Source organism: Micromonospora sp. NPDC049175, from assembly GCF_043197345.1.
GTDB lineage: Bacteria > Actinomycetota > Actinomycetes > Mycobacteriales > Micromonosporaceae > Micromonospora.
The window spans coordinates 87927-108445 of the sequence record NZ_JBICSY010000002.1; the positions used below are offsets into that span (position 1 = coordinate 87927).

Genomic DNA, 20519 nt, shown 5'->3' on the forward strand with positions numbered 1-20519 from the left:
GAAGGCTACCGTTGACTGGTGCCCGAACTACCGGAGGTTGAGGCGCTCGCGGGTTATCTGCGACAGCGCGCGGTGGGCCGGCGCGTCGATCGGCTGGAGATCGCCGCGATCAGCGCCCTGAAGACGTACGAACCGGCACCGACAGCCGTGGCCGGCCGGGCGGTGGTCGACGCCAGCCGGCACGGCAAGTTCCTCGACGTGCTCTTCGAGGGCGACCTGCACCTGGTGGTGCACCTGGCCCGGGCGGGCTGGCTGCACTACCGGGAGGCGTTCCCGGCCACCACGCCGCTGCGCCCCGGCAAGGGTCCGATCGCGCTGCGCGTACGCCTGGACGACGGCTCCGGCTTCGACCTCACCGAGGCCGGCACCCAGAAGAAGCTGGCCGCGTACCTGGTCACCGACCTGGCGGCGGTGCCCGGGGTGGTCAAGCTGGGCCCGGACGCGCTCGCCGCCGATCTGCCCACCTTCGCCGAGCGACTGCGCAGCCGGCGGGGGCAGGTCAAGGGGGTGCTGACCGACCAGTCGGTGCTGTCCGGGGTGGGCAACGCGTACTCCGACGAGATCCTGCACGCCGCGAAGCTGTCGCCGTTCGCGATCACCGATCGGCTCACCGACGCCCAGATCGCCACCCTGCACGCGGCCACCCGACAGGTCCTCGGCGACGCGGTCGAACGGTCCCTCGGTCAGCGGGCCGCCGAGCTGAAGGGCGAGAAGCGCTCCGGGTTGAAGGTGCACGCCCGGACCGGGCTGCCCTGCCCCGTGTGCGGGGATTCCGTGCGTGAGGTGTCGTTCGCCGACTCCAGCCTCCAGTACTGCGCGACGTGCCAGACCGGCGGCAAACCGCTCGCTGACCGTCGGTTGTCCCGCCTTGTACGGTGAGTAATCCCACTCCACGACTACGCAGCGGAATCGCCCACAGTGAGCGGAACCTCCGGTCCGCCGTTCTGGCCATGCGCGCATCCATCGGTATAGTGGCCCGGTCCCCGGCTTCTGAAATGGTGCGGAGCCGGCCAGATCGCACCGGCACCATCGGTCGCCAATCTCGTTCGGGGCGGCGACCGGTCGGAGCCCGCGTGGGAGACTGGGACGGTGGGCGACCCGGGCCCTCACGCCGAGTGAGCGGCCCGTGTCATGCGGGAGGACATGGGTGAGGTGACGGCAAGCCTCCAGCGCCCGGTATCCAACGAAGGCCGGAGCAGACTCGTGCGGCACGTCGACAGCTTCGAGATCCAGCCGCCGACGCCGCCGTCTCACAACGGCGTTCCTCGGTCGGCGTGGACGAGGTCGCGTCGCCGGGTCTCCCGCTGGCACCGCCCGTACATCGCCACCCTGCTGTTGCTCGACTTCGGCGCGGCGGCGTTCGCCAGTTGGATCGCGATCCAACTGTTCGACCAGGCCGCCTCCGGGTTCTCCGGCACCCAGCAGGACCCGACCTGGTTCCACACCGTCTCCTACCTGCTGCTGCCGCTCGGCTGGGTGGTCATCCTCTGGAGCAACAGGGGGTACGACCGGCGCTACCTGGGGCTGGGTCCGGACGAGTTCAAGCGGGTGATCCGGGCCGGGGTGACGGTCGCCGCGAGTGTCTCGTTCCTCGCCTTCGCCACCAAGACCGAGTTGTCCCGCTGGACGGTCGGCACGGCCCTGCTCGGGGCGCTGCTGCTGATCCTCTGGGGCCGGTTCGTGGCCCGCTGGGCGCTGCACTACATCCGGCGGCGGGCCGGCCAGGCCGCGCACCGGATGGTGCTGGTCGGCACCCTGCCCGAGTGCCTGGAGGTCTACGCGGCGGTCACCCGCAGCCCGGCCGCCGGGCTGATGCCCGTCGCCATCCACATCACCGACGGGTACGCGGCGGCCCGGGGCATGCCGACCCCGGTTCCGGTGTACGCCGGCCGGGACGTCCTGGCCCTGGTCCGTGAGGTCGGCGGGGACACCATCGCCGTCTGCGGGTCGGCCAGCGCGGAGCCGGGTGAGCTGCGCCGACTGGCCTGGCAGTTGGAGGGCTCCGGCGTCGACCTGGTGGTCGCCCCGCAGTTGACCGACATCGCCGGCCCCCGGGTGCACATCCGCCCGATCGAGGGTCTGCCGCTGCTGCACGTGGAGGAGCCGACCCTCTCCGGGCCGGCGCTGCTGGCCAAGAACCTGATGGACCGGGTCGCCGCCGGTCTCGGTCTGCTGCTGCTGTCCCCGCTCTTCGTGGCCATCGCCATCGCGATCCGGATCTCCGACCCCGGGCCGGTCTTCTTCCGCCAGCCCCGGGTGGGGCACGAGGGGCGCACGTTCCGGGTGTGGAAGTTCCGGACCATGTACGTCGACGCGGAGGATCGGCTGGCCAGCCTTGTCGATCGCAACGAGACCGACGGCATGCTCTTCAAGATGAAGCAGGACCCCCGGGTCTTCCCGGTCGGTCGTTTCCTCCGGGCCACCTCGCTCGACGAGCTGCCGCAGCTGATCAACGTGCTCTGGGGTGAGATGTCGCTTGTCGGGCCCCGGCCGCTGCCGGCCGACGACGGTGACTTCCTCGGTGACGTACGCCGCCGCCTGCTGGTCCGCCCCGGCATGACGGGCCTCTGGCAGGTCTCCGGCCGCTCCGACCTGTCCTGGGACGAGTCGGTCCGACTGGACCTCTACTACGTCGACAACTGGTCGTTGGCGTACGACCTGAGCATCCTGTGGCGCACCGTCGGGGTGGTGCTCGCCCGCAAGGGCGCGTACTAGGGTCTTGGCGCGCCGGCCCGCAGGGGCGAGGATCCCTGCGTGGCTGCCAACCTCTCCGCCGTGGTCGGCGTCGTCTCACTCGTCACCGCGCTTACTGCCGCCCTGCTGGCGGTGCTGCGGCTGCGGGCCCGCCGTGGCATCGCCACCGCCACCCAGCGGGCCACCTACGAGGTGCTGCACACCGCCGGCCTGGCCGCCGAGCCGCTGCGGGCGGGGCTGAGCGCGGCGGGCGCGGCGAAGGCCGTACGTCATCTGCGGGCCCTGGTGGGCGCGGTCGGGCTGGCGCTCACCGACGCCGACCAGCTGCTGGCCCTCGACGGGCGCGGCACGCACCACGGTGACCAACTGCTCGCGGCGGCCCAGCGGACGGTGGGCACCGGGCGGTCGACGGTGCTCGGCGAGCAGGAACTGCACTGCGACCGGGTCGACTGCCCGGTACGCGGTGCGGTGGTCGCGCCGTTGCAGGGAGCGGACGGCCGGGTGGTCGGCGCGCTGGTGGCGATCGCCGACAGCCCGCCCCCGCCCGGGTTGGTGCAGGCCACCCTGGAGACCGCGCACTGGGCCGGCAACCAGCTCGCCCTTGCCGAGCTGGACTCGTCGCGGGAGCGGCTGGCCCGCGCCGAGATCCGCGCGTTGCGGGCGCAGATCAGCCCGCACTTCATCTACAACGCGCTGACCGCCATCGGCTCGTTCGTCCGCACCGACCCGGAGCGGGCCCGGGAGCTGATCCTGGAATTCGCGGAGTTCACCCGCTACTCGTTCCGGGCGCACGGGGAGTTCACCACCCTCGCCGAGGAGCTGCGCTCGATCGACAGGTACCTGACGATCGAGCGGGCCCGGTTCGGCGACAGGTTGCAGGTGCGGTTGCAGATCGCCCCGGAGGTACTGCCGGTGACGCTGCCGTTCCTCTGCCTTCAGCCGCTCGTGGAGAACGCCGTCCGCCACGGGTTGTCCCGCAAGCCGGGCACGGGCATGGTGAGCATCGAGGCTCGGGACGCGGGCGCCGAATGCCACATCACGGTGGAGGACGACGGAGTGGGAATGGACCCGACCACGCTGACCGCCGGCATCGCCGAGCTGGCCCGGGGCACCGGCGACCCGGGCGACGACCCGGGTCAGCACGTCGGCCTCTCCAACGTCGACGAGCGGCTGCGGTCGGTCTTCGGGGACCGGTTCGGCCTGGTGGTGGAGACCGGGTTGGGCTCGGGCACGAAGGTGAGCATGCGGATCCCGAAGTTCCACCCGGGCGTACGGGCAGGCTCGTGACTACTGGCTTTCTCCGGGTGCTCGCGGTGGACGACGAGCCGCCCGCGCTCGACGAGTTGGCGTACCACCTGCGGGCCGATCCCCGGGTGGCCCGGCTGCACACGGCCGGGGACGCCACCGAGGCGCTGCGGCTCCTGCGAGACGGTGACGTGGACGTGGTCTTCCTGGACATCCGGATGCCGGGCCTGGACGGGATGGAGTTGGCCCGGGTGCTGCGCCGGTTCGCCCGGCCACCGGCGATCGTCTTCGTCACCGCGTACGACGACGGCGCGGTGGACGCCTTCGACCTGGGTGCCACCGACTACGTACGCAAGCCGGTGCGTGCCGACCGGCTGGCCGAGTCGCTGCGGCGGGTGATCGGGTCGCGGGTGGTGCCGTCGCACCCGGCGGCGCTGGCCCGCGCGGAGGAGGATCCGACGATCCCCATCGAGTTGGCCGGCACCACCCGGATGTTGCCCCGCTCGGCGGTGCGGTGGGTGGAGGCGCAGGGCGACTACGCCCGGTTGCACACCTCGGACGGGTCGCACCTGGTGCGGGTCTCGCTGGCCACGCTCGCCGAACGGTGGGCCGATGCCGGCTTCGTCCGGGTGCACCGGTCGTACCTGGTGCAGTTGAAGTTGATCGCGGAGCTGCGGCTCGTCAACTCCGGCTACGTCGTGGTGATCGACGCCACCGAGCTGCCGGTGAGCCGGCGGCACACCCGGGAGCTGAAGGACAAGCTGGTCCGGGCGGCGAAGCAGGACTGGGGCCGCTGACCAGGCTTCCCTCGTCGTGCCGGGAATAAGCGCGCTCTCCCGTACGTAGTACGGTACGTTGCTTATCGACGAATGGAGCCGCCGTGTTCGACGCCGCCACCGAGTTCGACAGTCAACTCGACCGCCTGGTGCACCTCGGCTACCCCGCGCTGGCAGGGCTGCCCGAGAGTGCCTTCCGCGAGCTGGTCGCACCGCTACGAGCCAGGGCGATCGAGGGTGCCGCCGGCCTGCCCGCCCCCACCGATGCCCGGGTGCCGTTCCTGTTGGTCATCACCCGGGACCTGGTCGGGGTGGTGGAGCGGCTGGCGCTCACCACCCTGGCCGGCAAGCGCAAGCCCGGCGTCCTCGACCGCAACTACGCCGACGACGACCTGCCCCGCTTCGACCCGATCAAGGAGCTGGAGGTGCCGACCGGGCCGGCGTACCTGCTCTTCGACGTCGACCGGGGCGAGGAGTACCGCAACCTGGCCCCGGCCACCGCCATGGAGGGGATCACCGCCCAGGGCCGGCTGCCGCTCAGCATCGACGAGGGTCTCGCCCTCGTCACGCTGCACCCGGCCGCGCTGGCCAGCAACAGGTGCTTCTCGCTCGTCGGTTCCCGCTGCGGCGACCGGCGGGTGCCGGCGATCTGGATCAGCCAGGGGGCGCCGAAGCTGGGCTGGTGTTGGTACGGCAATCCGCACACCTGGCTCGGCTCCGCCTCGGCCCGCCCGGAGCGCATCGGCCTGGAGTGAGCGTCCGCTGACGAGGACGACCGGTCGTGCGAAACCGCCCGACCGGTCGTGCCGGCCCATATCGTCGGTGGCCTATCCTCCTGATGCCGATTCCCGTACGGGGCGCAGGGTCGGTGTGGGCGAAGCCTGCTCAGGTCGCCCCACCACCCTCACATTGGGACATCGATGCAGCTAACCAAAGCTCGCCGCGCCCTGTTGGCCGGTGCCCTCGTGGCGGCACTCGTGCTGCCCGGCGCCACCCCGGCCCAGGCCGCGGCAACCGGCGCGCTCAGCGGACACGTGACCACCAGCACGGGCACCGCCGCCGCCGAGGTCCAGGTGATGGTCTACGAGGCCGAGACCTACGACTTCCTCGGGAACGCCCGCACCGACGCCGACGGCAACTACACCTTCGGCGAGCTGCCCGCGGGCTCCTACGTGGTGGGCTATTTCCCGCCCGAGCAGCCTGGGCAGTACTACCGCCAGCAGTCGACGATCGGGGACGCCACGCCGGTGACCGTCAGCGCCGGTGGCACCACCAGGGCCGACGACCGACTCTTCGCCGTCGGCACCATCACCGGTCAGCTCGTCAACACCGCCGGTGCACCCTTGCCCAACCTGTACGTCGAGGCCCACGAGGTCGAGACGAACGGCAGGGCCGGAAATCTCACTGATGACCAGGGTCGATTCACCATCGGTGTACGGCCGGGCCGCTACGTCGTGAGCTTCGGGCCGATCGAGGGGTCCTCCCAGCTGCAGTACGTGCCCGGAAAGACCGACGAAGAGAGCGCCACGGTCTTCGAGGCGAAGCCGGACGAGGCGACAGTGGTCAACGACACGGCGCTGCCGGCGGGCGCCCTCAGCGGTCGGTTCACCACCGCCGAGGGTGCCCCGCTCGCCGACGCCGTGGTCGACGTCACCACCACCGAGCTGCACGCCGCGGTGACGACCCAGACCGACGCGAACGGTGAGTTCGCCGTGCAGCTACTTCAAGGCTCATACAAGGTTGGTATGTGGGCGGGTGACCGGCAGCAGTTCTACCGCGGCAAGTTGACTCAGTACGAGGCCGACGTGGTCGAGATCCGGGGCGGGCAACAGACGGTCATCGCGGACAGCCTGCTCGGCCTCGGCACGGTTACCGTTTCCGCGGTCGACTCGGTGACGGGTGCCCCGATCGCCAACTTCTGCGCCCAGTCGATCTGTAGCAACGGCACCGGCACGGTGACCGTCCCCGACCTGCCGCAGGGTCGCCACACCATCAACCTGGACGCACCGGACGCCCTGCACTTCTCCCGCGAGGTGACCGGGGTACGGGTGAAGGCGAGCCGCGACACCAAGCTGACCGTGAAGCTGCGGCCCGCCGCGATCATCAGCACCACCGTCGTCGACCGGCAGAGCGGCAGGCCCGTGCCGGACATCTGCCTGGACACGTTCCTGCCGAAGCAGGCGGCACTGCGCAGCGACCACGGCGACTGCAGCGACCACAACGGCCGGATCAAGGTGGGTCCGCTTGCCCCCGGCAGCTACAAGCTCTTCGCGGTGCCGTCCAGCGACACCTACGGTCGCCAATGGGTGGGGGCTGACGGCGGCACCGGCGACGAGCGACAGGCCGCCGTGGTCACCGCCACGGCCGGCCAGGTCGTCACCGGGCCGCAGGTCAAGTTGGACCGGACCGGCACTGTCACGGGTACGGTCACCGACGTGACAGGCAAGCCGGTGCCGGACGCTTCCGTGTCGGTGCTGACCGCCAACCCCGCGTCCGGGAACGAGGACACCACCACCGACGAGCACGGCGCTTACACCCTCGAACGCCTCGGCCCGTACGCCTGGCCGGTGGTGGTCGGCGCCTACCCGTACGCGAGCGAGTGGTCCGGCGACAAGCCCAGTCGGTTCACCGCCACCCCGGTGCCGGTGACCGCCGGTGCGGCCACCACCCACAACGTCCAGCTCGACCAGGGCGTGCAGGTGACAGGCACCTTCCGGACGCCCGACGGCACCCCCTTCACCAGTGGGTTCGTCATCGCTCGCAGCGTCGACACCGGCGACATCGCGGGCAACGGCTCGCTGACCGACGGGCGGTACACCTTCCGCCTCAAGGGGCCGCAGCAGGTCTTCTTCACCTACAGCGTCCTGCTCGGTGAGAAGCAGTTCGAGGGCCGTTACCTGACGACCCAGCCGGACGGCACCCGCAAGCTGGCACGGTTCACCGTCCCGGCCAGCGGCAGCATGTCCGTGGATCTGGTCGTACCGACCAGCTGACGGATCGACGAAGCGGGGCTGGTGGCACGACGCCGCCGGCCCCGCTTCGCGTTCTGCGGTCGGAAAGTGTCGTGTCCGCTGGGAGCGTGAACGCGTCCGGCTGACAGCGGCGGACCGGGCGCGTTCTGCCGGAGGATCGAGGCATCCAATCCGGCGGCGTCGCCGCCGCCTCGTTCAGGAGGTTCTCGTGATCATCGCGATCATCGACTTCAGGACTGCTGCCACCGACCGGCCCGCTGCCCTCGCCCACTTCGACGGGGAGCTTGATCGGGTACGCGCCATGCCGGGCAACATCGCCTTCCGGGTCTACGCCGCGCGTGAGGACGACACCGCAATCGCCGTGGTCCACGAGTGGGACGACGAGGCTTCGTTGGCCGGCTACCTGAGGTCCGACTCGTTCACGCGATTCGGCGAAGTGATTCGACCGATGATGATCGGAGCGCCGGTGAGCCGACGGTTTCACGCCGACCTGCTGGAGACGGTGGCCTGACCGGCGTCCCAGCGGACTTCTAGGATGACGTGTGCGAGGCCGTCGATGACCCGCAGGACATACAGCTTCGTCCGCACGTTCGCGCCGGAGTCCGCTCGCGACCTGTGTGTGGACCGCCACTACCTGCTCTGCGCCTCCGCCGGGACCCTTCGGCTGGAGGCGCAGGGTCAGGCGTGGTTGTTGCCACCGGCGCGGGCAGCCCTGATCGAGGCAGGCCGGCCGATCCGGGTGAGCATCCCGCGGCCGGTCACGACCGCGTCGGTCCTGTTCGACACCCGATTCACTCCGGCGCCGCCAGCACCCTTGACCGTGTTCGACCTCAACCCGCTGGCACGCGCGCTGCTGACCGAGTGCCGCACGTGGGGCGAGTCCGACGAACCCCTCACGGCGTACGCGGAGACGCTGTTCGGCGCGCTCGCCGCGGTGACCTGGCGGCTCGCCGAGCAGCCGAGCCCGGTCGTCGTGCCGGCGGGGCGATCACCGGAACTTCGCCGAGCCCTCGAGCTGACCGAGCAGCGGCTCGGCGGTGAGGTCCGCTTCGAGGACGTGGCGGTCGACGTCGGTCTCGCGCCGCGATCGCTGGCACGACGCTTCGAGGAGGAGACCGGCATGACCTGGCGGGCGGTCCTGCGCCGAATGCGGGTGTTGCGTGCCATCGAGGAACTCGCAGCGGGTGACACCCCGGTAACCAGGATCGCGTTCCTGGTCGGCTACACCTCACTGTCGGCGTTCAACGCCGCGTTCAGGGAGCTGACCGGCCGCACGCCAACGGAGTACCGGGCCAGCTTCCGGCCCTGAGCAGACCAGGACTCGCCGCCGCGGCTGACCGACGGGCGGCACAACTTCCGCCGCACAGCGGGGCCGGTGGCACGACGCCACCGGCCCCGCCGCGTACCCGCGCTCAGTCCGGGAGCGGGAAGCGCGTCCAGGCGGTGCCGTCGCGGGTCAACTGCACGTGGTCCGCACCGCCTACCGCCAGGTCGTCCCGGCCGTAGAGCCAGGCGTATCCGGGCGCGGCACCGACGCGCCCGTCGCGTCGGTCGTACTCGCGGACGGTCTTGAAGTGTCGTCCGTCATCGAAACTGATCATGGCCGTGGACCTGTTGTTTGAGGGCTCCCTGTTTCCCGTCTCGACGAGCAGCAGGGAGCCGTCCGAGCCAATAACCAGGCACCGGTTCTCCAGTGAGGGGGGCAGGTCGGTGCCCACGTCCGCCCAGGTCCGGCCCCCGTCCGTGGTACGCAGCAACTGCGACGTGCCCTCGACCTCCGTCGGCTGGGGCCCACCCGGTGGTGGCAGCGCGATCAACAGGTACGCCTCCTGGGCGCTGACCCCGGCTATCGCGATCACGTTCGCCCCCTGGGTCGACTGCCAGGTCGTCCAGGTGGCTCCCCGGTCCACGCTCCGAGCCACCACAAAGGCGCTGCGGTAACCCGGCCAGTAGGTCGCCCAGATGGTTCCGTCCGCGCTCGGATAGATGTTCTGGGGCGGACGGGGTGACGGCGGCTTGCCTCCGAGCCGGTAGACGGTTCCCGTCGGCGAGACCGCCACCGGTTCATGGAGCGCTCCGCAGCCCTGGCTCCACTGACAGAAGACCGGCTGCGCCTTCGCCGGAAGGGCCGACACCGTCACCATTGCCTGCTCGGCGTCCCGCCAGGTGCGGCCGTAGTCGGTGGAGAGCCGGAGCTGGTCACCGTCCCGGACCAGGTAGGAGCGCTCGCTCAGCACCGAGAACTCCGGGTTGCTCAGCGGATTTCCCTCTGCATCAAGTCCGCACTGGTTGGTGGTGCGGTACCGGGTCATCTCGTCATCGGTCCAGCTTCGCCCACCGTCGTCGGTGTGCCGGAACCGCACCGTGAAGCAGCCGTCGTCGGCGTCCCACACCCCCGCGACGACTGCCGACTCCGGCCCGGTCAGGAAGAGCTGACCACCGCGGTCCGGCGTGACCGGCGGCTGGTCCGGACCGGTCCACCCACCCCGGCCGGTGTTGCCGAACAGCGGCAGCATCGCCACGCCGGCCACGGCGACAACCACAACAAGCGCCACCCCGCTGGTACGCCGCCGACGTCGGGCCCGCGCTGCCGTCCGCATGTCGTCCAGGGGTGGCTGGCGGACCGCGTCGGCGACGGTGTCGACGTCGAATCCGGTGAACTCAGGTGTGGACATCGATCCTCCCGATGATCGTGCTCTCGCTGATCTCTGAGTCGGTGAGCAGCGCTTTCAGCGCCTGCCGGCCCCGGGACAACCGGGACTTCACCGTGCCGGCGGAAACGCCGAGCGTCGCCGCCACCTCGTCGATCGGCAGGTCGACCAGGTAGTGCAGGGCCAGCGCGTGCCGCTGCCCCGGGGGCAGTTCGCGCAACGCGGCGAGCAGCGCCAAGTGCTCGGGCGAACGGTCGGCAACCGTCGGAGGCGGGCCGATCCGACGCAGCAGCCCGTCCAGCACCCGCCGCCGCCGGTGACGACTACGCGCGACGTTCACCGCGACCCGGCGCAGCCACGCCTCCGGGTTGTCGAGGCGGGCGAGCCGGCCAGGTGCCGTCAGGGCCTTGGTGAACGCCTCCTGGACCGCCTCCTGCGCCTCGCACAGATCGCCGGTCACCGCGTAGAGCTGCACCACGAGTCGTCGGAAACAGCCCGCGTACAGCTCGGCAATCAGATCAGCGTCGGACACCCTCACCACCCCTCTTCACCTGTCCCACTCCTGGGCGGAGGGAAAGGTTCCGAGCGACGGTCAGAAGATGTCGGCCAGCGGCAGGGCGAGAGGGTTCCCGCTCGCCAGCGGGCTTGGTGGCGGAGTTATCCACAGGCGTGAGCGGTTCTCCACAGGTTGTTCACAACGCGACCCACTGATCTCCACGGCCGCTCCCTACAGTCGGGACCCATGAAGGAACGCCGGATACTGGTCGTCGAGGACGAGCGGACCATCGCCGATTCCATCGCCGCCCGTCTGCGGGCCGAGGGTTTCACGGTGCAGGTCGCGGCGGACGGGCCCAGCGCCGTCGCGCAGTTCCGCACCGGCCAGCCGGATCTCGTCGTCCTCGACGTGATGCTGCCCGGCTTCGACGGCCTGGAGGTGTGCCGCCGGATCCAGGCCGACCGGCCGGTGCCGGTGTTGATGCTCACCGCCCGGGACGACGAGACCGACCTGCTGGTGGGGCTCGCGGTAGGCGCGGACGACTACCTCACCAAGCCCTTCTCGATGCGAGAGCTGGCCGCTCGGGTGCACGTCCTGCTGCGCCGCGTGGAGCGGGCCGCGGCCCCGACGCCGCCCGCGATCCGCCTCGGCGACATCGAGATCAACGAGGCCGAACGGCGGGTCCGCCGGGCCGGCGTCGACGTGCACCTCACGCCGACGGAGTTCGACCTGCTGGTCCACCTCGCCGGGCGGCCCCGCACGGTGCTCCCCCGGGAGCGGCTGCTCGCCGACGTGTGGGGATGGGTCGACGGAAGTGGCACCCGCACGGTGGACAGCCACATCAAGGCGCTGCGCCGCAAGCTCGGCGCCGACCTGATCCGGACCGTCCACGGCGTCGGGTACGCCCTGGAGGTGTCCGCGTGACCGGCCGGCTGTTGGACTGGCTGGATCGGGCGTTACCCCGTCCACTGGACCCGGTCCGCTCGATCAAGATGAAGCTCGGCGTCCTGCTCGTCGCCTCCTGGGCCGTGGCCTTCGGCTACTTCTGGTACGGCATCGGTTGGCTTCCCACCGGTACGTCGATCACGGCGATCTGCATCGCGCTCGTCACCTCGCAGGTGCTCGCCCACGGGATGACCTCGCCGCTGCGCGAGATGACGGCGGCCGCCGGCGCGATGGCCCGTGGCGACTACACCCGGCGCGTACGCGCCACCTCCCGGGACGAGGTCGGCGAGCTGGCTCAGGCGTTCAACAAGATGGCCGAGGATCTGCACGCCGCCGACCAGCGCCGACGTGAGTTGATCGCCAACGTCTCGCACGAGCTGCGGACACCGATCACCGCCTTGCAGGGCGTGTTGGAGAACATGGTGGACGGGGTGGCCGATGCCGAACCGGCGGCGCTGCGCTCGGCGCTGTCCCAGACCGAACGGCTCGGGCACCTCGTCGCCGACCTGCTCGACCTGTCCCGCCTCGACGCCGGGGTGGTGCCGCTGCGCCGGGTACACATCGACGTGAACGACTTCCTGGACGAGGCGGTGGAACACGCCACCGCCAGCGCGTCCGGGGCGGCGCTGGACGTGCGCTTCGAGCTTCGCGAACTGTCGGCACCGCTGACCGTCCACGCGGACCCGTGGCGGCTGCACCAGGTCTTCGCGAACCTGCTCGACAACGCGGCACGGCACAGCCCACCCGGCGGCACGGTGCGGTTGAGCGCCGAGGAACACGCCGACCAGCTCCGCTTCGAGGTCAGCGACGAGGGTCAGGGCATCTCACCCGGCGAGCGGTCCCGGGTCTTCGAACGGTTCACCCGCGGCGATCGGTCCGCCGGCGGCGGGACGGGGCTCGGCCTGGCCATCGCCCGCTGGGTCGTCGAACTGCACGGTGGCCGAATAGCTGTCCTCGACCCCGTCAAACCGCACCGGGTCGATCGGCCCGGCTGCCGCATCCAGGTCACCATCCCGAGCGACGGGCCACATCGGAAAGAGGTCGCATGACCAGCCCCGGCACCACCCCGCTTCCGGCGGCCGGACCTACCGGACCGAGCGCACCGACCGGACCGACCGGGCCGACCGGACCGACCGGACCGACCGGACCGACCGGACCGACCGGACCGACCGGACCGACCGGACCGACCGGACCGACCGGACCGACCGGACCGCAGGTTCTCGCGACCGTCAGACCGGGTCCGGCCGCCGGTCATCCCCACGCGTGGCCGGGTACGCCGGCCGTACCCAGGCCACCGTCGGCGATCGCTCGGCGCTGGCCGGGGCCGTCCGGTTCCGCCCCTCCGCTGGTCCTGGTGGCGTTGGCGGCGGCGGCGGTCGTCGGCGCGGCCACGCTCACGATGGTGCGTCCCGGCCTCGGTTGGTTGGTGGCCACGCTGGCCGGCGTGGCTGCCGTGGTCACCGCTGGTGTCGTCCGTTCCCGGCCATCGCCCCCGCCGCTGGGCGTCAGCGCGCCGGCCGCGCCCAGCGCGGCAGCCGCCGGGCCGACGACGCCAACGGTGGCCGCGCCAGCACCGCCACCTGCGGCGGCGACCGCGCCAACACCACTAACTGCGACCGCAGGCGCGCCAGCACCGCCAACGGCGACCGCGCCAGCACCGCCAACCACGCCAACGGCGACCACGCCAGCACCGCCACCTGCGGTGGCGGCCGTCCGTCCCGGTGCCACGGGGGCACCGGGGCGGGCGGCACAGGTCGCCTGGGCCGTCGCGACCATCGCGTTGGTCGCCGTCGGCACGGTCCGGGCCGCCGGCTGGCTCTTCGCGCTCTGCCTCGTCGCGGCCGCGGTGACCGGGACACTCGCGGTGACCGGCGGGCGAAGCCCGCTCGGGATGCTCGTCGCCGCGACGCTGCCGCCGGCCGCGACGGTACGGGCGCTCCCCTGGGCGGTACGCGGACTGGGCGACACCCGCCCGGCCGGGGCGGGGATCGGCGTCGGGCGCATCCTGAAGAGCCTGGCGATCTCCGCTGGCCTGCTGCTGTTGTTCGGCCTGCTCTTCTCCTCCGCCGACGCGATCTTCGCCGATCTGGTCACGGGTCTCCTGCCCGACATCTCGATGGCTGGTGTCGTCGGCTGGCTGCTGCGTCTGGGGCTGATCGGCGGTGGTCTGCTCGGCGCCGCGTACCTGGTCAGCCGTCCACCCGACCTGGAGGGCCTGCGGCCGGGGCCGGCCCGCCCGGCCCACCGGCTGGAGTGGACCCTGCCGCTGGTGCTGCTGGACGCCCTGTTCGCGGCGTTCGTGCTGGTCCAGCTCACGGTGTTCTTCGGCGGCGCGGATCACGTGCTGCGCACCGGCGGGCTCACCTACGCCCAGTACGCCCGTGGCGGCTTCTGGCAGTTGCTCGCCGTCACCGCGCTCACCCTGCTGGTGATCGCGGTCGCCGCCCGCCGGGCGCCGACGACCACACGCGTGGACCGGCTGCTGGTTCGCGCACTGCTCGGCACGCTCGCCGCGCTCAGCCTGGTCGTCGTCGCCTCCGCGCTCTACCGGATGCAGGTCTACGCCGACGCGTACGGCGCGACCCGCCTCCGGCTCTTCGTGACGACAGTCGAACTCTGGCTCGGGCTGCTCTTCGTCCTGGTCGGGGTGGCGGTGGTGCGGCTGCGGGCCGCCTGGCTGCCCCGGCTCGTGGTCGGCACGGCGGTGCTGGCGCTGCTCGGGTTGGCCCTGGTCAACCCGGACCGGCTGATCGCCGACCGGAACGTCGACAGGTACCTGGAGACCGGTCGCCTGGACGTCAGCTACCTGTCCGGGCTGTCGGCGGACGCCGTACCGGCCCTGACCCGGCTGCCCGAGCCGATGCGCGTCTGCGCACTGGGGCAGATCGCCGCCGAGCTGCCCCGGGACGGTCTCTGGGAGGCGAACCTCGGCCGGGAGAGGGCACGCCGGGACCTCGCCGGGATCCCGACGACCAGCGCGGTGACGGACTGCCCCGGTACGCGACGCTGGTGAGCGACACCGCTTGACAATCCGGCGCGGCGGGCCAGACTGCCGGGGTGGCCAAGCAACTCCCTGACGTGGGGTCGGGCGGTAAGGCGCCGCCGCCCCGGCGGGCCCGGATCGTGCTGGCCGAGATCAGCCGGCAGGACACCCGCGCCGAGCGGACCCGCGCCGAGCTTGCCCAGCAGACCCAGGTCGGCGAGGCGCTGGTCCGCGGCCTGGTCCGGGCGCAACTCGCGCTGGCGCTGCGGCTCACGCTCGTGGTGGCCATCGGGTTGGGTGGGCTGCCCCTGCTGTTCGCCATCGCGCCCTCGCTCGGCCGGACCACGGTCGCCGACGTCAACCTGCCGTGGTTGCTGCTCGGGGTGGCCTCGTTCCCGTTCCTGATCGGGGTGGGCTGGGCGTACGTGCGGTTGGCCGAGCGTAACGAGCAGGACTTCACTGATCTGGTGCAGCGGCCGGAGCGCTGAGGTGGGCAACGAGTTCGTGGTCCCGGCCATCGTCGCGGTCACCCTGGTCACCGTCGGGATCGGCTTCTACGGGCTGCGGTTGGCCCGGACCACGTCCGACTTCCTGGTGGCGTCCCGGGCGATCAGCCCGACGTGGAACGCCGCGGCCATCGGGGGCGAGTACCTGTCGGCGGCGAGCTTCCTCGGCATCGCCGGTCTGGTCCTCAAGTACGGCGTGGACGTGCTCTGGTACCCGGTCGGTTTCGCCGCCGGGTACCTGGCCCTGCTGCTCTTCGTGGCGGCGCCGCTGCGCCGCTCCGGCGCGTTCACCCTGCCCGACTTCTGCGAGCTGCGGCTGGGGTCCCGTCGGCTGCGCATCCTGGCCACCGCATTTGTGATCTTCATCGGTTGGCTCTATCTGGTGCCGCAGCTCCAGGGCGCGGGGCTGACCCTGGCCACGGTCGCCGGCTCCCCGTACCCGGTCGGCGCCCTGCTGGTGTCCGCCGTGGTCACCGCGAACGTGGCGCTGGGTGGGATGCGGGCCATCACCTTCGTGCAGGCGTTCCAGTACTGGCTCAAGCTGACCGCGCTCGCCGTACCGGTGATCTTCCTGGCGTTGCAGTGGCAGGCCGACGGCCGCCCGGCGGTGACGCCGCCCGACGGGCCGACGTTCCGGGCCGCGACCACAGTCGTGGTCGAGCACCGCGCGACCCTCACCCTGCCCGACGGCGACATCCGCGAGGTACGCCCCGGCGACGAGCTGACCTTCGCGGCCGGCGACCCGGTGCCGGGCGTGTCCGGGGTGGCCACCGCCGCCAGCGACTGGCTGCTGCCCAGCGCCGCGGGCAACGACGACCGAGGGCTGTTCGCCACGTACTCGCTGATCCTGGCCACGTTCCTGGGCACCATGGGCCTGCCGCACGTACTGGTCCGCTTCTACACCAACCCGGACGGCGCGGCGGCCCGCCGGACCACACTTGTCGTGCTGGCCCTGGTCGGGGCCTTCTACCTGCTACCCACCCTGTACGGGGTGCTCGGCCGGATCTACACGCCGCAGTTGCTGGTCAGCGGGCAGACCGACGCCGTGGTGGTGTTGCTGCCCGGTGCGGCCCTCGGCGACGGCGCAACCGGGCGACTGCTCACCGCGCTGGTCTCGGCGGGCGCGTTCGCGGCCTTCCTCTCGACCTCGTCCGGGCTGCTGACAAGCGTCGCCGGGGTGATCTCGACGGATGTGCTCGGCCGGGGTTCGGTGCGCGGCTTCCGGTTGGCGACGGTGATCGCCGGAGCGGTGCCGACGCTGCTGGCGCTGCACGTCTCCGGACTCGACGTGTCACAGGTGGTCGGGTTGGCCTTCGCGGTCGCCGCGTCGAGTTTCTGCCCGCTGCTGGTGCTCGGCATCTGGTGGCGTGGGCTGACCGACGTGGGCGCCGCCGCCGGCGTGGTGGTGGGCGGCGGGGCGGCGATCGGGGCGGTGTTGCTCACCGTGCTCGGCCCACCGCTGTCCGGCTGGCCGGCCACGCTCACCACCCAGCCGGCCGCCTGGACGGTGCCGCTGGCCTTCACCGTGATGGTCGCGGTGTCGATGGCGACCCGACGTCGGGCACCGGCCGACGTCGCGGCCATCATGCTGCGCCTGCACACCCCCGAAACCGTCCGCCTGTGAGGACCGCTGTCCCCCTTGGGTATGACGGCGCGTCCGCCTGCCGCCGGAAGGCGCAACTGGCGGGCGGCGGATAACGTCAGCTCCATGACTGTTGCGCACCCCGCGCTCGCACTGCGTGGCCTGGCCAAACGCTTCGACGGCACGATCGCGGTGGCCGGTGTCGACCTGGACGTCCCCGCCGGCTCCTTCTACGGCCTGCTCGGCCCGAACGGCGCCGGCAAGACCACCACCCTGTCGATGGCGGTCGGGCTGTTGCGGCCGGACGCAGGATCGGCGTGGGTGCTCGGGCACGACGTCTGGCAGGACCCGGTGGCCGCCAAGAGGCTGCTCGGCGTGATGCCCGACGGTGTTCGCCTGTTCGATCGGCTGACCGGGGCGGAGCTGCTGGCGTACAACGGGTTGTTGCGGGGGATGGACCCGGCGGTGGTCGACCAGCGGGCCGCGGAGTTGCTCGACGTGTTGGCGCTCGGTGACGCCGGTCGGACGCTCGTGGTGGACTACTCGGCGGGTATGAAGAAGAAGATCGGTCTGGCCTGCGCACTGTTGCACGGGCCTCGGGTGCTGGTGTTGGACGAGCCGTTCGAGGCGGTCGACCCGGTCTCCGCCGCGCTGATCCGGGACATCCTCACCAGGTACGCGGCCGGCGGCGGCACCGTGGTCTTCTCCAGCCACGTGATGGAGGTCGTGGAGCGACTCTGCTCGCACGTGGCGATCCTCGCCGGCGGCACCATCAAGCGGGTCGGGACGCTTTCCGAGGTGCGCGGGGAGCGCTCGCTGGAGCAGGTCTTCGTCGAGGTGGTCGGGGGTCGCACCGCGACCGGTGAGGAGCTGTCGTGGCTCTCCCAGTGAGCGTGACCGCCGAGCCGTCCGCGCCGGTGCGGCAGGTCTCGGCCCGGCACTTCGTACGGCTCAAGCTGCGGGTGATGGGCAACAACTTCCGAGGTCAGGGCTGGCGGATCGCCCTGTTCATCGGCGGCGCCCTGATCGGGCTCTGGTTCGCCGTCACCGGCTTCTTCCTCTTCGCCGCGCCCGGCCTGGCCGACAACGGCCAGTACGCGGTGCTGGTCGCGGCGGCCGGCGGCGCGCTGCTGGTGCTCGGTTGGCTCCTGCTGCCGCTCGTCTTCTTCGGCGTGGACGAGACACTGGATCCGGCCCGGTTCGCGCTGCTGCCGCTGTCCCGGCGCACGCTTGTCACCGGCCTGCTCGCCGCCGCTCTGGTCAGCGTGCCGGTGCTGGCGCTTCTCGTCGCGTCGTTCGGGTTGGTGCTCACCGCCTGGGCCTTGGGCGGTTGGTCCGCGGGCCTGGTGGCTCTCCTCGGGGTGGCGGGTGGGCTGCTGCTCTGTGTGGCCGCGAGCCGGGCGGTGACAAGCGCCTTCGCCAGCATGTTGCGGTCACGCCGGGTGCGTGACCTGGCAGCCGTGCTGCTGGCGGTGACCGCCGCGCTGCTCGGGCCGTTGCAGGTGTTCGGTCTCGCGGCGCTACGCGACGCGGACTGGGACCGGCTGACCGGGCTGGCGACGGTCGTCGGCTGGACTCCGTTCGGGGCGCCGTGGACCGTCGGCATCGACGTGGCGCAGGGCCGGGTCTGGGCCGCCCCGGTCAAGTTGCTGATCACGGTGGTGGCGATCGGCGCCCTGCTGCTCTGGTGGTCCCGGTCGCTGGAATCGGCGATGGTGGGTGCGGCGAACGCCGGCAAGGCGCCGGCACAACGCGCGGCCACCGGCGGCGCGGTCGGTCAACTGTTTCCGCGACTGGCCGGCTGGGCGCGGCGGGACCGGTTCGGCGCGCTTGTCGCCCGGGAGACCCGCTACTGGTGGCGGGATGCCCGCCGCCGGGCCAACCTGATCACGATCGCGGTGGTCGGCATCTTCGTACCCGTGGTGATCAACGTGACGGGCGGGGACTTCGCGCTCGAGGACGGCGCCGGGTTGACGGCAGGTGCCGCCGACACCTCACCTGTGCTGGTCACCATCTCCATGCTCCTCGTGGGCGTGCTCGCCGCGGTCACCCTGGCCAACCAGTTCGGCTTCGACGGCAGCGCGTACGCGGTGAACGTGGTGTCCGGCGTGCCCGGCCGGGTGGAGTTGCGCGCACGGATGGTGGCCTTCTCGCTGTACGTGCTGCCGATGCAGGCGTTCGTCGCGGTGGTGCTGTCGGTGGTGCTCGGGCGGCCGGAATGGCTCGGGCTCACCTTCGGCAGCCTGGTCGCGACCTACGGCGCCGGGTTGGCGGTGAACAGCTTCATCTCCGTGCTCGGGGCGTACTCGCTGCCGGAGACGAGCAACCCGTTCGCGATGAACAGCGGCGCTGGTGTCGCGAAGGGGCTGCTCACCGTGCTGGCCATGGCCATCTCGGTGGTCGCGGCGTTGCCGATGGTGGTGGCCGCGGTGCTGCTCGACGATGCCTGGCTCTGGTTGGCCCTTCCGTTCGGCGCGGCGTACGGGTTGGGCGCGGCGCTGCTGGGCGCGTACCTGGCCGGCGACGTGCTGGACCGGCGTCAGCCGGAACTGCTGTCCACGGTCACGCCGCGCCGTTAACCGACGCGCCGACCGAGGGCCTGGGCGGTGTCGGCGACGAAGCCACGCCAGGCGGCCGGAGCGAAGGTGAGAGTCGGGCCGGAGCGGTCCTTGCTGTCCCGGACCAACACCACGTCGGGCAGATTGGCCGCCACCTCGACGCAGTTGCCGCCGGAGTCAGTCGATCGGGTGGACGTGCGCCAGCGAGGCTCAATCATCGTCATGGTGTCACCTTCAACTTCCGGATCAGATCCATTGAGGCTCTTGCCGAGAGTGCTTCGCCGAGCAGACTATCCCATTTGCGATCTATCAATCGGAGCGTTTCAGGGTCGTCGACGACGTGTCCGCGAGCGGCATTTTCCAGGTAGAGCACCCTGTCCCCGTCCGGCAGATCGGCGGACACAAACCCGCCACCGAAACCGACGTGCTCACCGACGTTCAGCGGAATGACGTGCAATCTGGCGAACGGGAGATCCGCCACCTCAAGTAGTCGGCCGAGTTGGGCGTTGAGCACGGCGGGACCGCCCACCGGACGGTGAAGGCCCATCTCGTCGATCAGGAAAACGCAATACGGCGACGTATCCCGCGAGAGCAGCAGTTGGCGTTCCAAGCGAACCGCAACAAGTTCGTCGACCACAGCCGGCGGGTGCAGTCCCCCGGCCGAGATAACGGCACGGGCGTACTCCTCGGTCTGAAGGAGGCCGGGCACGAGGCATGCCTCGAAGGCACGTAGGCGCGTCGCCCGCTGCTCGTATCCACGCCATGGGACGAACCAGGATGGGCCATGTTCCTGGTCCGCAGCCTTGAGCAGTTCGGCGAGGAGGCCGCCGGTGGCTAGGGCCTCATCGGCGGCGACCGCGAATTCCATTGTCGGCCGACGCCGGCCGGTCTCGATGGCGGCCACCGTAGAGGGACTCCATTTGATCAGGGCCGCAAGTGCTTCCTGGGACACCTCGGCACCGGCCCGGGCGGCCTTCAACGCCCGCACCCACATCTCGATGTTCATCCTTACCTCTCCGGTAAGTACGTGATCGCCCTGCGTAGTAAGCCCTGGCATCCTCCCCTGTCCGCGTCTCTCCGTCCAGGGTGGAAGGCACGCGGCCCGGCCGGT

General features: G+C 71.3%; 21 protein-coding genes. 15 read left to right on the plus strand and 6 right to left on the minus strand.

The window, feature by feature from the left end; all coding sequences use genetic code 11:
• The first annotated feature begins 18 nt into the window (after positions 1 to 18).
• From ACGFH8_RS07210 to ACGFH8_RS07245, 8 genes are all read left to right on the plus strand, one after another.
• Positions 19 to 879 (plus strand): Fpg/Nei family DNA glycosylase, encoded by an 861-nt coding sequence (locus ACGFH8_RS07210; protein ID WP_393364784.1) that lies wholly within the window; start codon positions 19 to 21, stop codon positions 877 to 879.
• Between the two features lie 264 nt (positions 880 to 1143).
• Positions 1144 to 2715 carry a sugar transferase gene (locus tag ACGFH8_RS07215; protein ID WP_393366996.1) on the plus strand — a complete coding sequence of 524 codons (1572 nt, stop codon included), beginning with the start codon at positions 1144 to 1146 and terminating at the stop codon, positions 2713 to 2715.
• 39 nt (positions 2716 to 2754) lie between these two features.
• A complete protein-coding gene (locus ACGFH8_RS07220) occupies positions 2755 to 3981 on the plus strand; it encodes a sensor histidine kinase (RefSeq protein ID WP_393364787.1) in 1227 nt (408 codons plus the stop codon).
• Positions 3978 to 4736, plus strand: a complete 759-nt coding sequence (locus ACGFH8_RS07225) for a LytR/AlgR family response regulator transcription factor (protein WP_393364790.1) — start codon at positions 3978 to 3980, stop codon at positions 4734 to 4736. Before ACGFH8_RS07220 ends, ACGFH8_RS07225 begins: the two co-directional genes overlap by 4 nt.
• 83 nt (positions 4737 to 4819) lie before the next feature.
• A complete protein-coding gene (locus ACGFH8_RS07230; protein ID WP_393364792.1) occupies positions 4820 to 5470 on the plus strand; it encodes a DUF5701 family protein in 651 nt (216 codons plus the stop codon).
• 165 nt (positions 5471 to 5635) lie between these two features.
• A complete protein-coding gene (locus ACGFH8_RS07235) occupies positions 5636 to 7708 on the plus strand; it encodes a carboxypeptidase regulatory-like domain-containing protein (protein WP_393364795.1) in 2073 nt (690 codons plus the stop codon).
• Positions 7709 to 7895: 187 nt separating this feature from the next.
• On the plus strand, positions 7896 to 8198 hold the full coding sequence (locus ACGFH8_RS07240; RefSeq protein WP_393364798.1) for a putative quinol monooxygenase: 303 nt from the start codon (positions 7896 to 7898) through the stop codon (positions 8196 to 8198).
• A 45-nt stretch (positions 8199 to 8243) separates the two neighbouring features.
• Positions 8244 to 8996, plus strand: coding sequence for a helix-turn-helix domain-containing protein (locus ACGFH8_RS07245; RefSeq protein WP_393364801.1), 753 nt, complete (start codon positions 8244 to 8246; stop codon positions 8994 to 8996).
• A gap of 103 nt (positions 8997 to 9099) precedes the next feature.
• Here ACGFH8_RS07245 and ACGFH8_RS07250 read toward each other — a convergent pair whose 3' ends face one another.
• Together ACGFH8_RS07250 and ACGFH8_RS07255 are read right to left on the minus strand one after the other, a co-directional pair.
• Positions 9100 to 10362: a WD40/YVTN/BNR-like repeat-containing protein gene (locus ACGFH8_RS07250; protein WP_393364804.1), complete on the minus strand. Its 1263-nt coding sequence runs from the start codon at positions 10360 to 10362 to the stop codon at positions 9100 to 9102.
• Positions 10349 to 10870, minus strand: coding sequence for an RNA polymerase sigma factor (locus ACGFH8_RS07255; protein WP_393364807.1), 522 nt, complete (start codon positions 10868 to 10870; stop codon positions 10349 to 10351). The genes ACGFH8_RS07250 and ACGFH8_RS07255 overlap by 14 nt, the downstream gene beginning before the upstream one ends.
• Before the next feature lie 210 nt (positions 10871 to 11080).
• Between ACGFH8_RS07255 and ACGFH8_RS07260 the strand changes: the two genes are divergently transcribed.
• Together ACGFH8_RS07260 and ACGFH8_RS07265 are read left to right on the plus strand one after the other, a co-directional pair.
• The gene (locus ACGFH8_RS07260; RefSeq protein ID WP_393364810.1) at positions 11081 to 11758 is read left to right on the plus strand and encodes a response regulator transcription factor; all 678 of its coding nucleotides are present in this window, start codon (positions 11081 to 11083) and stop codon (positions 11756 to 11758) included.
• Entirely contained in the window at positions 11755 to 12828 is a 1074-nt protein-coding gene (locus ACGFH8_RS07265; protein WP_393364813.1) for a sensor histidine kinase, read from the plus strand. Before ACGFH8_RS07260 ends, ACGFH8_RS07265 begins: the two co-directional genes overlap by 4 nt.
• 202 nt (positions 12829 to 13030) lie before the next feature.
• Here ACGFH8_RS07265 and ACGFH8_RS07270 read toward each other — a convergent pair whose 3' ends face one another.
• Positions 13031 to 13240: a hypothetical protein gene (locus ACGFH8_RS07270; protein ID WP_393364816.1), complete on the minus strand. Its 210-nt coding sequence runs from the start codon at positions 13238 to 13240 to the stop codon at positions 13031 to 13033.
• A 44-nt stretch (positions 13241 to 13284) separates the two neighbouring features.
• Positions 13285 to 13476 (minus strand): hypothetical protein, encoded by a 192-nt coding sequence (locus ACGFH8_RS07275; RefSeq protein ID WP_393364819.1) that lies wholly within the window; start codon positions 13474 to 13476, stop codon positions 13285 to 13287.
• A gap of 5 nt (positions 13477 to 13481) precedes the next feature.
• Here ACGFH8_RS07275 and ACGFH8_RS07280 point away from each other — a divergent pair, with 5 nt between their 5' ends.
• The 5 genes from ACGFH8_RS07280 (at position 13482) to ACGFH8_RS07300 (ending at position 19429) form a co-directional block, all read left to right on the plus strand.
• Entirely contained in the window at positions 13482 to 14792 is a 1311-nt protein-coding gene (locus ACGFH8_RS07280) for a DUF4153 domain-containing protein (RefSeq protein ID WP_393364822.1), read from the plus strand.
• A 44-nt stretch (positions 14793 to 14836) separates the two neighbouring features.
• Entirely contained in the window at positions 14837 to 15250 is a 414-nt protein-coding gene (locus ACGFH8_RS07285; protein ID WP_393364824.1) for a hypothetical protein, read from the plus strand.
• Between the two features lies 1 nt (position 15251).
• A complete protein-coding gene (locus ACGFH8_RS07290; RefSeq protein WP_393364827.1) occupies positions 15252 to 16892 on the plus strand; it encodes a cation acetate symporter in 1641 nt (546 codons plus the stop codon).
• Between the two features lie 84 nt (positions 16893 to 16976).
• Positions 16977 to 17741: an ABC transporter ATP-binding protein gene (locus ACGFH8_RS07295; protein ID WP_393364830.1), complete on the plus strand. Its 765-nt coding sequence runs from the start codon at positions 16977 to 16979 to the stop codon at positions 17739 to 17741.
• Positions 17726 to 19429: an ABC transporter permease gene (locus tag ACGFH8_RS07300; RefSeq protein WP_393364833.1), complete on the plus strand. Its 1704-nt coding sequence runs from the start codon at positions 17726 to 17728 to the stop codon at positions 19427 to 19429. The genes ACGFH8_RS07295 and ACGFH8_RS07300 overlap by 16 nt, the downstream gene beginning before the upstream one ends.
• Here ACGFH8_RS07300 and ACGFH8_RS07305 read toward each other — a convergent pair.
• Positions 19426 to 19632: a DUF397 domain-containing protein gene (locus ACGFH8_RS07305; RefSeq protein WP_393364836.1), complete on the minus strand. Its 207-nt coding sequence runs from the start codon at positions 19630 to 19632 to the stop codon at positions 19426 to 19428. The two genes, ACGFH8_RS07300 and ACGFH8_RS07305, sit on opposite strands and share 4 nt — an antisense overlap.
• Complete coding sequence (locus ACGFH8_RS07310) at positions 19629 to 20414, minus strand: Scr1 family TA system antitoxin-like transcriptional regulator (RefSeq protein ID WP_393364839.1); 786 nt, start codon at positions 20412 to 20414, stop codon at positions 19629 to 19631. Before ACGFH8_RS07310 ends, ACGFH8_RS07305 begins: the two co-directional genes overlap by 4 nt.
• Positions 20415 to 20519 lie beyond the last annotated feature (105 nt).

Excerpts from the sequence above, each read along its gene's own strand:
- ACGFH8_RS07215 (WP_393366996.1), top strand. The coding sequence starts at position 1,144 with ATGGGTGAGGTGACGGCAAGCCTCCAGCGCCCGGTATCCAACGAAGGC.
- ACGFH8_RS07235 (WP_393364795.1), top strand. The coding sequence starts at position 5,636 with ATGCAGCTAACCAAAGCTCGCCGCGCCCTGTTGGCCGGTGCCCTCGTG.
- ACGFH8_RS07245 (WP_393364801.1), top strand. The coding sequence starts at position 8,244 with ATGACCCGCAGGACATACAGCTTCGTCCGCACGTTCGCGCCGGAGTCC.
- ACGFH8_RS07250 (WP_393364804.1), bottom strand. The coding sequence starts at position 10,362 with ATGTCCACACCTGAGTTCACCGGATTCGACGTCGACACCGTCGCCGAC.
- ACGFH8_RS07260 (WP_393364810.1), top strand. The coding sequence starts at position 11,081 with ATGAAGGAACGCCGGATACTGGTCGTCGAGGACGAGCGGACCATCGCC.
- ACGFH8_RS07295 (WP_393364830.1), top strand. The coding sequence starts at position 16,977 with ATGACTGTTGCGCACCCCGCGCTCGCACTGCGTGGCCTGGCCAAACGC.
- ACGFH8_RS07305 (WP_393364836.1), bottom strand. The coding sequence starts at position 19,632 with ATGACGATGATTGAGCCTCGCTGGCGCACGTCCACCCGATCGACTGAC.
- ACGFH8_RS07310 (WP_393364839.1), bottom strand. The coding sequence starts at position 20,414 with ATGAACATCGAGATGTGGGTGCGGGCGTTGAAGGCCGCCCGGGCCGGT.